The sequence below is a fragment of the Pseudaminobacter soli (ex Zhang et al. 2022) genome, assembly GCF_014595955.1.
Classification (GTDB): Bacteria; Pseudomonadota; Alphaproteobacteria; order Rhizobiales; family Rhizobiaceae; genus Kumtagia; species Kumtagia pseudosoli.
Window position 1 is genome coordinate 141,639 of record NZ_JABVCF010000004.1, and the last position, 9,554, is coordinate 151,192.

The window sequence follows — 9,554 nt, forward strand, 5'->3', positions numbered from 1 at the left end:
CGGGCCTTGATGGTTAGGGGTTGAGTGCAGAGACTAACATCGCAGGAATGATGACGATCTGGAGGAGAGCGGCTGGTCTTGATCCGCAGACCTCTCCCGAGGTCCCAACCGTTTTCGAGACGGTGCCGGCGCGCCTGTCCGGTTCACTCTCCATAACTGGTCCGAGGGGAGAGAATTTGCACTCCCACAGTCTAAGACGGCCGCTTTACAGGCGGTTAGGCTCACTCGTGCCCAGCCCTCGGATGCGCGATCGCGTATAAAGCGAGTTTATCCGGAATCGCGTATAAATGGCGGAAGGCGGTGGCCCTGATCCACTAACCCGTGCGGGTCTCATCCGTTTAGCAAACGGAGCCGGCCCGAGCCGGTTCACCTTCCAGAAATGAAATGGAGGAGACGGAGAGCAGGCCAGTATCGCTCGCGCTCGATTACGGGCGCGCCGGCCTGTCTCCTAGCCCTCTTACTCGCGCCATCCTATCGAGCCAACAGGACCGCTTCGGCAGGGCATCTTGGCGGAGAGCGGAGAACTCGAATCCCACACCTTGCGGTGCGCTTCGCCTTCCAAGCGGGCCGGGAACCTATCCCGTTCACTCTCCATACTGGTCCCAGCGGCAGGATTCGAACCTGCGACCTCTCCCTTATGAGGGGAAAGCACTACCGCCGTGCTCCACTGGGTTAATCGCGTCGGACCACCTGAATGGGGCCGTCCGACAGAATGTCGTGCTTGATGCAGACCTCGACGGCGCGCTCGGCCGTCGCGCCCATCTCCAGAGCACCCACGGCGATCATGTCGCCGGAGCCGAAGACGTGCCATTCGCTCTCGACCTCGTAAGGTGGATCGTCCCCCTCGAAGCGGATGCAGACGCCGTCCGGCTTGATCACGAAGCCGGTGCAGTTGTCGTCCTTCCCAGTCGGCTCGATCCGAGGACTGCTGTACTCCAGATTCTGGAGGAACTTGGGGAAGTTGTCCGAGCGGCACCAGCGGATGAACTTGGCGACGTAGGGCGCTTCGCCGGTCCCACCGACGAGGTAGGCTTCACCATCGACATCGACGCGAGCGATCTTCTCGGCGTGGCCGAGCACGTTCCAGTTGCGTCGGATCAACTGAGAATCCGACGCAAGGACACCGTCACGATAGACGAGGACAGTCATCAGTAGCGCGCCGCGCCGAGCGAACGGGAAGGCGCAGCGCCCAGACCGGTCTCGGTGGACTTCTTGCCCTTCTTCTTGTTGTCGTCGAAGAACTTGTCGAGCGACTGGACCTGCACCGCCTTGACGATCAGGCGAACGATCGCGACCGGGTAGGTATTGGCCGAGGCCGAAACATCTCCGAAAGTGGCGATCGACGACTCGGTGTCGCCATTGCCGATCTTCCCGCCGACATCCCCCTTTCCGAGGATCGAATTGACGGCCGCAGCCGCCTTGGTCACGTCGGTGAGGTCGGTGCCGAGGAGATTGTTCGCTGCTGCGAGCGCCGCGTCCTCGTCGTTGAGCTTGCTGATTTCGACCAGCTTCTCGAAGTCGTTTCTGTCCATGCCCGGAACTCCCTTGTGGTTAGGCTTGCGGGATTCCGTTTAGGGGTTCTTTACGGCAGTGTCAAGAAAAACTGGATGCCCTGCCACGACTCGAACGTGGACTCATCGCTTCAAAGGCGCGCGTCCTACCTTTAGACGACAGGGCAGGAGTGAGGGTGGCTCGGCAGGTACGGGTCGAACGTACATCGGCTGATTCAGAGTCAGCGTGCTTACCATTAGCGACTGCCGAATAAACTGGTGCCAAGGGGAAGTTTCGAGCTTCCGACCTCCGGGGTTTCAATCCGGCGCTCTAACCATCTGAGCTACCAAGGCATAAAAATTGGCTCGCGAGGGAGGGATCGAACCTCCGCCCCCTTCGGGGTCCACCGGTTAACAGCCGGGAACATTACCACTCTGCCACTCGCAATCATAACACTGGAGAACCGGGTGGGGATCGAACCCACGGTGGGCTTTCGCCATCGGATTAAAAGTCCGCGCCCTTCGACCAACTTGGATACCGGTTCACGATCTGGAGCCCTGCTCGGGGACCGCACCCGCTTCTACCGCTTACAAGGCGGCTGCTTCACTCTCAAAGCTTTCAGGGCATTGTCTGGAGCCTCGGTCGGGAACTGCACCCGCTTCTGACCGGTACGAACGGCCTGCTTCACTCGCAAAGCTTTCGAGGCATAATAAATAATGGAGTACCCGGCTGGATTCGAACCAGCGGTGTGCTTTCGCAGGCGGATTAAGAGTCCGACGCCATCGACCAACTCGGCCACGGGTACATTAGCTGGAGCCGACACGTGGAATTGAACCACGGCTCCGTCCTTACCACGGACGGCGTCTACCACTGACATATATCGGCAAAATTTAACTGTCTCGATTAATCGAGCCGCAACTTGTCCTTGCTACAACCGCTGTGCTGATCACAACACCACGAGGCAACAGACATGATGAAACTGCTGAAGCGCTTCCAGAGCGATGAGTCTGGAGCAACTGCAATCGAATACGGCCTGATCGCTGCTTTGATCGCGCTGGCGATCGTCGTCGGCGCTGGCGCACTCGGCGAGAACCTGAACGCCAAGTTTCAGGCAATCAGTGACCAGTTGGCGGGTACGCCGGAGGGAGAATAGAGTTCCTTGTCCGCGTTACAGCAACGACAAGCAACTGACCGCCCTCCGGGGCGGTTTTTTTTTTTTGGTGGAGACGGTGAGAATCGAACTCACAACAGCCTGCTTGCAAGGCGGGCTCGCTAACCCTTAGAACATGCGTCCCCAAACTCTGAAAAATGATCCGGCAGGCGGGCGAGTGTCCCCGCGTCATCTCCCCGGCTAGACAGCACCGAGGTTTTGCAGCCACGCCTTGTCTAAGGGCGGGTCGCTATGTCCGGAAGGTCACGTTATTCCACGCCAGACCATCCGCTGCTCGTCGCGTTCTGAGCTACTGCCGAAACTGGACCTTCCGGCTGGGATCGAACCAGCGCCCTCCAGCTTCGGAGGCCGGCGCTCTTGTCCGCTGAGCTACGGAAGGAATTGGAGCGGGTAGCGAGGGTCGAACTCGCGCCTCTAGGCTGGCAACCTAGTGCTCTACCAACTGAGCTATACCTGCAATTTCGCGGGGTGGGGCTCAGGTCATCACTCCTGTCCCCTGAGCGGGTGATGATCCGGTTTGGGGCCGGTCCCTCTCCCCCTGCTCGGAGAGCCCGAAGGCTCAATCCTTGGAAACTCTCGACAGGGGTCACCTGTCGCTAGGCAAGGCTCTGAAGGTTGACGAGACCTTCGCCCTTGCGTGCCTATGGCCTCCCCGGAGAGATTCGAACTCCCGACACGGGAGGTAGAAGCTCCCTGCTCTAGGTCCACTGAGCTACGGAGAGGAGATCGCTTTTGGAGGGAGGCCAGCAGGCCATCGTTAGATGGAGTGTCAACACAACGGAGTCGCAAGACTTGCCGAAGCTGCCGACCTCCCGCCAAAGGCGATCTAGGTGCCGAAAGCGTGAGACTACCGCTTTCGATGACGACCTTCCCGCATTATCCGACGCCTTGCGAGCGTGGTTCTCGGGATGTCCACGCCGAGCATATTGCTATGTCTCGACGTATTCGTCAATGCCGCCTTTTTTAGCGCGTGGCGTTTCGCGCGTCGCTGCGTGCTATTCGGCGTCTCGTCGACCGTGAGCCTTGCGGGCTCTTCGCGGCTGCTACACCGCTACGATCTCTTCCTCACCGACACCCTCCAGCTTGCGACCTTCAGGTGACCCAGTTCCCCGCAGGGCTGGGCATTAGGCATCTTTCACACGCAACCGGGACAGGCTTTGCGTTTTGTTATCGTGAGGCCGGATTTGAACCGGCGACCGATGGCTTAGAGGGCCATTGCGCTACCAACTGCGCTACTCGCAACCCACCGAGACGTGCTGCCCCAGTTGCTCCAAGCCCTTTTGGGACCCAGAATACAACACGCCTGCTGCTACCTTTCGCGCTGCTAACGCTACTCGATCATGCTTCGAGATCACGGGTCATTTCAGCCCGAGACCTTGCCACATTGCCAGACGCCCTCGGCCGCTAAGCCTCGAACCTTCTGACTACCCTTCATCATCGGCCATCGATCAGTTTGCGTGCCGGGCGCGCTTTGCGAGCGCTTGAGGGCCACCATCGGCTACCCTCTTATCCAACCTTGCGGGTCGGACCCTGCCTGATCTTCGGGCCTAGCCCACCTTCCGGTAAGCCGGGTGTCCCCGTGACTGGGCTTGCATGGCTGGACGCGGTTACCCGCGTGGAGGTTTATGGGAAACCCTCCTTTGGGCCGGTTGCCCGGCTTACCCTGACGACGCCATGCCGCCAAACTCTGCTCCGGTTCTCGTCGCCGATCGCCGTCGCCTTGTTGTCCTCTAACTACTTCACGACTGCGCCGCCCGTCAAGCATTAATTTGCAATCGTGTTAAGATTTTTTCGACATACTGGAGCGCACGGCAGGGGTCGAACCTGCATCTTCCTCCATTACCTTACTCTCGGTTCGTAGCCGAGGGGGTTACGTGCGCATAAATGGCGAGCCATAAGGGAGTCGAACCCTCCTTCTCCGATCGACAGTCGGAGCCCTTCACCACGACGGGAAATGGCCCATTGAAAATGGAACTGGGAGCCCGGCTCGAACGGGCGATTCCGGGGACACAACCCGGCCGGTTACCTCTACCGTCATCCCAGCATAGTGTTTGGAGCGGACTGCCGGGATCGAACCGGCCTTGGGAGATTGGAAGCCTCTTAACTCACCGAGAGCAAGCCCGCATGTCTGGTACGCCTAGCAGGACTTGAACCTGCACGCCGAAGCACGGGCATCTCAGTCCCGCGTGTCTACCTTTCCACCATAGGCGCATGTTTGTTTGGCGGGGCCGAACACCTGTCGACCCGATCCGGACGCGATCCCGGACCCTGCACGATTACCCTCTCGCCGATCGCGCGGCCGTTCATGACCGGCCTTTGTTCTCGGGCGATTTTGATGAAGAGAGTCGCCGTCGCCAATCTGGTGTCCGAGGGGAGACTTGAACTCCCACGCCGAAGCTCTGCGGTCTGAGCGCAGTGCGTCTTCCGATTCCGCCACTCGGACATGTCTGGTGGAGTGTGACCGGATTTTTACCGGAGCCCATAGGGACAGGTGTACGGCCTGTTCGGGATAGGCAGTCCCGCTCGCAGACCTCTAGCGGTCCGCTTAATCACAACTCCATAGATGGTGCCTCGCCCCGGATTCGAACCGGGAGGATGTCGCCGGGTTTGAGCCGACCGCGTCTTCCGTTCCGCCAGCAAGGCATTGATACGTTTAGAGGTATAGAGCGCGCGGCTCTATACGTCTAAAGGTATCAGATCGTGGCAAAGGCTGAGAGATTCGAACTCCCGCCGCAGGGTTTTGGAGACCCGCATGCTACCGCTACAACAAGCCGATCCACGAGCCCCGGCCGGACGGATTCCCGGCCGGGGTTTCTGATGTCATCATTCCTACGATGTCAAAGAACGGGACCCTAACTAAGGTCCAAATGCAAGAAGGCCCCGGAGATTTCTCGCCGGGGCCTTCTGATCGATCCGAGGATGGTACTGTTAGAATACAGTACCTCCGTCGCCAGAAGACCCCATGATACCGAACAGATTGGTATCAAGCAGACGCAAGGAGGCGCGGCGCGACTGCGCCGTCCCACTCGTCATTTGATGCCAATACTGCTGTTTCACAGCGGTCTTCCTTGTTCACGTCCCTCAGGAGAGCGGATATCCGCTGGTCGACTCCGAGGGCTCATTCCGAAATTCTGTTGCGGTCCCCATACGGTGAACCTGAGAGCGGCGTCAGCCAAGCTCAGCGCGAATGATGAACAATCCTGAGACGTTTGTCAAGCAAGAAAATCATCCGTCTCAAGAAAAAGTTTACATCGGAAAAGGTTGACGATCGAGTCACGAGGGCTAGATGTCGGGCTGTTACGAAGTCGGAGCATGGTGCTCTGATCATTTTTGAGAGGGAGCAATCTCAAGAGTGAAAGTGGACTCTTCCCAGACTTGACCATGAGTCTAGCCCGCTTCGGCGGGCTTCTTTTTTGGATGGCAGCCCATGACGGTTTCGATCCGTCTTCTCCTGATTGAGAATCAGGTGTCCTATCCACTAGACGAATGGGCCAAATTGGTCGGGCGGACGGGGCTCGAACCCGCATCGCAACGCTTGAAAGGCGCGCCACCTAGTCCAGTTTAGAAGGACCGCCCGTGGTCCTCGACCGTGGTTTCGATCCACGTGCCTCCGGCGTGTCGTGCCGGCGCTCTCCCGAGTGAGCTAGTCGAGGTTGGTTGACCCTGCCGGTTTCGATCCGGCTGCCTCCTGTGTGTAAGACAGGCGCTCTCCCGAGTGAGCTAAGGGTCTGAACTGGTTGTCCCACTGAGAATCGAACTCAGATCAACCGCTTATCAAGCGGACGCTCTACCGTTGAGCTATGGGACGACACCGGGCCGAGGCTTGCGCCCCGACCCGATGGGGCTTGTTGGTCTGGGTGCGGAGTTCCGCCCTCCGGCATCCGGCTTCCAAGGCCGGTACTCTTCTGCACGAGCTTCACCCAGTTATCAGGCAAAAAAGAAGGCCCGGTTTTCACCGGGCCTTTGAAGTTGCCAACAGAACTCTTGATTGGTTCAGTCGCGCAATACCTTCCGGCCCGATTCCTCGGTCGGTTCAATGATCTCCACGACGGGGACGATCAGGTTGCGCACTGGTGTTCTCCTAACGAAATTGGTTGCGGCGGCTGGATTTGAACCAGCGATCTTCTGGTTATGAACCAAACGAGATTGACCGGGCTTCTCTACACCGCATCAGTCGGAGCGAACTCTCTCACAGGTCGGAGGTTGTGTCAACTCTTTTTTAGCGGCTCAATAAACTTTTTCTGGACACACAAAAGCCGGCGAGGGTGTCGCCGGCTTCTTTAGTGAGGGTTGAGTGCAGATCAGTTCGGAGAGAGATTGACGAACGGCAGGGCTCCGCCCGGCACCATGGTGGCCGGAAGCTGGCCGTTCCACGTCTCCACCTTCACGAGATCGATGACAGTCGGATTGTCGCGCAGCGCCTTGCCGCGTGCCGCGATCGCCGAGGCGTCGGCGTCGCCCTTCAGTCGGATCGCATCGGCATCGGCCTGCGCCTTCTTACGAATCGCGTCGGCATCAGCCTGCGCCTTGGCGACCGTAATCTCGTTGCGTTCGGCCTCCTGCTTCTTCTCCTGCTTGAGGCGTTCGACCTCATTCTCGGCGAGCATGCGCTTCTCGATCGACTTCTCGTAAGCGTCGGAGAAGTTGACATCCTCGATCTGAACCGACTCGATCAGGATGGGGCCGGCGATGTTCTCGGTCATGGCCTTGGCGACTTCGACGCCGAGACGTTCGCGCTCGGTGATGGCGGTCGCGGCCGTGAACGTGCCCATGACCTCCTTCAGTTCCTTCTTCACACGTCGGTCGACGAGTCGCGTCAGGACGCCCTCCTCGCCGCCATATTCGGAATAAATCTGCGCGATCTTGTCAGCCGCGAGCTTGTAGGTGACCGACACCGTCATCGTCGCCGCCTGTCGGTCGGCCGAATAGAAGGGCTCGTCCTGATAAAGCCGCGAGTTGGTCCGGATGGAAATCGACTTGACGCTGTCGACCAGCGGGGTGATGAAGTTCATACCCGGCTCGGCGATCGACGAGTACGCACCGTTGCGCAGGACCACGCCGCGCTCGCCCTCATCGATCGTCTCGATACTGAGGAGCGCGCCGAACATAACGACCACTGCGATCGTCCCAATTGCTGCAAAAATTCCCTTCATGCTATTTCCTTTTTCCCTTCTTCACAGTTACGTTCTCGACGACCCAGTAGACGCCGAATGCTACGAGCGCGACGAGGACGGCCGCGCCCAGTATTTTCAGTCCCATGACTTGTCTCCTTCTATGAAAGGACTTCCATGACGCCGCCCGGAACCAGACGGAGACGGACGATATTCTCGATCCAGTTGACGACCATCTGATCATCAAAATCCAGTCCGGGGAGGACGACGATCCGTTCGCAAGGCAGTGCTTGGAGCCCGCCGAACGTGCCGATCGTCCGCCACTCGGCTTCCGGCAGGCCAAAGGCCTTGCGGGCGCGGCGGGCGATCAGTTCGGTGCGGCCGACGATGAGTTTGAAGGTGCGGCGGCTCGGGACTTCGATGGGGCGATCGAGCGACATTCAGTCGACTCCCACCACGTCGAGGACATAGCGGACGCCCATGGCAGCGACCTGCAAGGCCTCGGTCTGGGCCATCCGCGTACGTCCTTCATCGGGCCGCACCAGTTCCCAAAGCTCGTCGACCTCCTCGGCGATGACGCCGTAGGCCTCGAAGCCGGACACCATTGGTTTGTGCTTGAGAGTAGCCTTCCGGACTTCCTGCTCGACGGCGTCGAGCGCGACCTGAAGATCATCCTCTCCCGGCAGATGGGAGAGCGTGGTGAGATCGAGGACGTAGCGGACCGCCGCGCCGGACAGGTTGAGGCCATCGTGGAGTGGCTTCGTCGAGGAAGCGGCGGGATCGGTCACGCCCTTCCAAAGCTGCTCCATGGACGCGAAGATATAGGCATAGCCCTCATGCGGAGAGTTGAGCACCTTGGCCCGCTCGACCGCGTACGACACCTTCTTCATCACCTTGGCGAGATCGGCGTCCAGCAATTCTGGACACGCTTTATAGTCTTTGGCCATCCTGCCTCTTCCTCAGACCTTGAAGTTTCGCATGGCGCGATCCTCTAGCTCGCGGATGTGTCGGATCAGTTTGCGGCGCATGCGCCACGCCTTGATCTGGCGTGACCCTTCCTGCACCGCACGGATGCAGTGGGAAACGCCTACGCCGAGGCCAAACCCGACTACCGCTGCAAAGATCACGTCTTCCATATCCGGCTCATTAACCTTACCAAGCGGAAATGTCCAGAGGTTCTTTACAAAAGTTAGGAACGTTTCTTGACAGCATCGGAGGTCAGGTATAGGTCTCAACGAAAAGGAGTCTCGGATGGATTGGCCGATCGTAGTGAAGACCTTGCGCGCCAGCGCACAGAAGGATGCGTCGCGCTCCGCCGACATGCAGCGCACCGATCCGGCGTTCGCCATGGAGCTTCATCTTATGTCGCTGCTGTCGAACCGACTGGCGGAGGCTTTCGAGGCCGGGCATGTTGCGGCGGGGGTCGAGCCGGTTCCCGAGTCCGTGCCGGAAAAGCGCGGCCGGCCGCGCAAGGTCGCTTGAGGAGGAGTCCGATGCCTAGACATACCTACGAACAGGCACGTACCGATCACGAATATCTCTGGGCCTATGGCCCGGCCAACGACATGACCGGTGGGTATGTCGATCAGACTGATTTGGCGAAGCTCTTGAAGAAGCCGACCAAGACGACGGCTCGCAATTGCTACATCGACCAGATCGAATACTGGTTCCAAGTCGGTCCGGATCGTAATTTTCAGGGGATGTCGAAGGAATTAATCATCGAGACTGATCCCGCCGTCCGCGAAATCGGCGAACGCTATGGGTGCCTCTGATGAATAATG

9 protein-coding genes and 24 tRNA genes are annotated in these 9,554 nt (G+C 59.1%); 3 read left to right on the top strand and 30 right to left on the bottom strand.

Translation table 11 applies throughout. From position 1 onward, the window contains the following. Positions 1-157: 157 nt before the first annotated feature. The 10 genes from HUI96_RS09030 to HUI96_RS09075 form a co-directional block, all read right to left on the bottom strand. Positions 158-242, bottom strand: a tRNA-Tyr gene (locus tag HUI96_RS09030). A 355-nt stretch (positions 243-597) separates the two neighbouring features. Beyond that, positions 598-672, bottom strand: a tRNA-Met gene (locus HUI96_RS09035). Then, on the bottom strand, positions 673-1,149 hold the full coding sequence (locus HUI96_RS09040) for a hypothetical protein (protein ID WP_188254332.1): 477 nt from the start codon (positions 1,147-1,149) through the stop codon (positions 673-675). Continuing rightward, a complete protein-coding gene (locus tag HUI96_RS09045; protein WP_188254333.1) occupies positions 1,149-1,532 on the bottom strand; it encodes a hypothetical protein in 384 nt (127 codons plus the stop codon). The genes HUI96_RS09040 and HUI96_RS09045 overlap by 1 nt, the downstream gene beginning before the upstream one ends. 72 nt (positions 1,533-1,604) lie before the next feature. Further along, positions 1,605-1,678, bottom strand: a tRNA-Gln gene (locus HUI96_RS09050). Between the two features lie 10 nt (positions 1,679-1,688). Next, positions 1,689-1,761: transfer RNA gene (locus tag HUI96_RS09055), tRNA-Gln, on the bottom strand. A 91-nt stretch (positions 1,762-1,852) separates the two neighbouring features. After that, a tRNA-Asn gene (locus HUI96_RS09060) sits at positions 1,853-1,938 on the bottom strand. A 9-nt stretch (positions 1,939-1,947) separates the two neighbouring features. Further along, positions 1,948-2,035: transfer RNA gene (locus HUI96_RS09065), tRNA-Lys, on the bottom strand. Between the two features lie 173 nt (positions 2,036-2,208). Further along, positions 2,209-2,296, bottom strand: a tRNA-Lys gene (locus HUI96_RS09070). A gap of 6 nt (positions 2,297-2,302) precedes the next feature. Next, positions 2,303-2,376, bottom strand: a tRNA-Thr gene (locus HUI96_RS09075). Between the two features lie 85 nt (positions 2,377-2,461). Between HUI96_RS09075 and HUI96_RS09080 the strand changes: the two genes are divergently transcribed. Beyond that, complete coding sequence (locus tag HUI96_RS09080) at positions 2,462-2,644, top strand: Flp family type IVb pilin (RefSeq protein WP_188254334.1); 183 nt, start codon at positions 2,462-2,464, stop codon at positions 2,642-2,644. A gap of 320 nt (positions 2,645-2,964) precedes the next feature. Here HUI96_RS09080 and HUI96_RS09085 read toward each other — a convergent pair. From HUI96_RS09085 to HUI96_RS09180, 20 genes are all read right to left on the bottom strand, one after another. Further along, positions 2,965-3,041: transfer RNA gene (locus HUI96_RS09085), tRNA-Arg, on the bottom strand. Between the two features lie 3 nt (positions 3,042-3,044). Further along, positions 3,045-3,119: transfer RNA gene (locus tag HUI96_RS09090), tRNA-Gly, on the bottom strand. A 187-nt stretch (positions 3,120-3,306) separates the two neighbouring features. Then, positions 3,307-3,384: transfer RNA gene (locus HUI96_RS09095), tRNA-Arg, on the bottom strand. 446 nt (positions 3,385-3,830) lie between these two features. Further along, positions 3,831-3,905: transfer RNA gene (locus HUI96_RS09100), tRNA-Arg, on the bottom strand. Between the two features lie 557 nt (positions 3,906-4,462). Next, positions 4,463-4,542: transfer RNA gene (locus HUI96_RS09105), tRNA-OTHER, on the bottom strand. A gap of 5 nt (positions 4,543-4,547) precedes the next feature. Then, positions 4,548-4,623, bottom strand: a tRNA-Asp gene (locus HUI96_RS09110). A 91-nt stretch (positions 4,624-4,714) separates the two neighbouring features. Next, positions 4,715-4,786, bottom strand: a tRNA-OTHER gene (locus HUI96_RS09115). A gap of 5 nt (positions 4,787-4,791) precedes the next feature. Then, positions 4,792-4,873, bottom strand: a tRNA-Leu gene (locus HUI96_RS09120). Positions 4,874-5,022: 149 nt separating this feature from the next. Further along, positions 5,023-5,105: transfer RNA gene (locus HUI96_RS09125), tRNA-Leu, on the bottom strand. A 121-nt stretch (positions 5,106-5,226) separates the two neighbouring features. After that, positions 5,227-5,305, bottom strand: a tRNA-Leu gene (locus HUI96_RS09130). Between the two features lie 58 nt (positions 5,306-5,363). Beyond that, positions 5,364-5,440: transfer RNA gene (locus HUI96_RS09135), tRNA-Trp, on the bottom strand. 640 nt (positions 5,441-6,080) lie between these two features. Further along, positions 6,081-6,155, bottom strand: a tRNA-Glu gene (locus HUI96_RS09140). A 4-nt stretch (positions 6,156-6,159) separates the two neighbouring features. After that, positions 6,160-6,239, bottom strand: a tRNA-Glu gene (locus HUI96_RS09145). Positions 6,240-6,316: 77 nt separating this feature from the next. Beyond that, a tRNA-Val gene (locus HUI96_RS09150) sits at positions 6,317-6,392 on the bottom strand. 4 nt (positions 6,393-6,396) lie between these two features. Then, positions 6,397-6,470, bottom strand: a tRNA-Ile gene (locus tag HUI96_RS09155). Between the two features lie 283 nt (positions 6,471-6,753). Continuing rightward, a tRNA-Met gene (locus HUI96_RS09160) sits at positions 6,754-6,832 on the bottom strand. Positions 6,833-6,963: 131 nt separating this feature from the next. Then, positions 6,964-7,815 (bottom strand): prohibitin family protein, encoded by an 852-nt coding sequence (locus tag HUI96_RS09165; RefSeq protein WP_188254335.1) that lies wholly within the window; start codon positions 7,813-7,815, stop codon positions 6,964-6,966. 119 nt (positions 7,816-7,934) lie between these two features. Continuing rightward, positions 7,935-8,213 (bottom strand): hypothetical protein, encoded by a 279-nt coding sequence (locus HUI96_RS09170; RefSeq protein ID WP_188254336.1) that lies wholly within the window; start codon positions 8,211-8,213, stop codon positions 7,935-7,937. Beyond that, a complete protein-coding gene (locus HUI96_RS09175; protein WP_188254337.1) occupies positions 8,214-8,720 on the bottom strand; it encodes a hypothetical protein in 507 nt (168 codons plus the stop codon). Positions 8,721-8,732: 12 nt separating this feature from the next. Beyond that, positions 8,733-8,909, bottom strand: coding sequence for a hypothetical protein (locus HUI96_RS09180; RefSeq protein WP_188254338.1), 177 nt, complete (start codon positions 8,907-8,909; stop codon positions 8,733-8,735). Between the two features lie 115 nt (positions 8,910-9,024). Here HUI96_RS09180 and HUI96_RS09185 point away from each other — a divergent pair, with 115 nt between their 5' ends. Both HUI96_RS09185 and HUI96_RS09190 read left to right on the top strand, forming a co-directional pair. Further along, entirely contained in the window at positions 9,025-9,255 is a 231-nt protein-coding gene (locus HUI96_RS09185; RefSeq protein WP_188254339.1) for a hypothetical protein, read from the top strand. Positions 9,256-9,266: 11 nt separating this feature from the next. Beyond that, positions 9,267-9,545 carry a hypothetical protein gene (locus HUI96_RS09190; RefSeq protein ID WP_188254340.1) on the top strand — a complete coding sequence of 93 codons (279 nt, stop codon included), beginning with the start codon at positions 9,267-9,269 and terminating at the stop codon, positions 9,543-9,545. Positions 9,546-9,554: the final 9 nt, after the last annotated feature.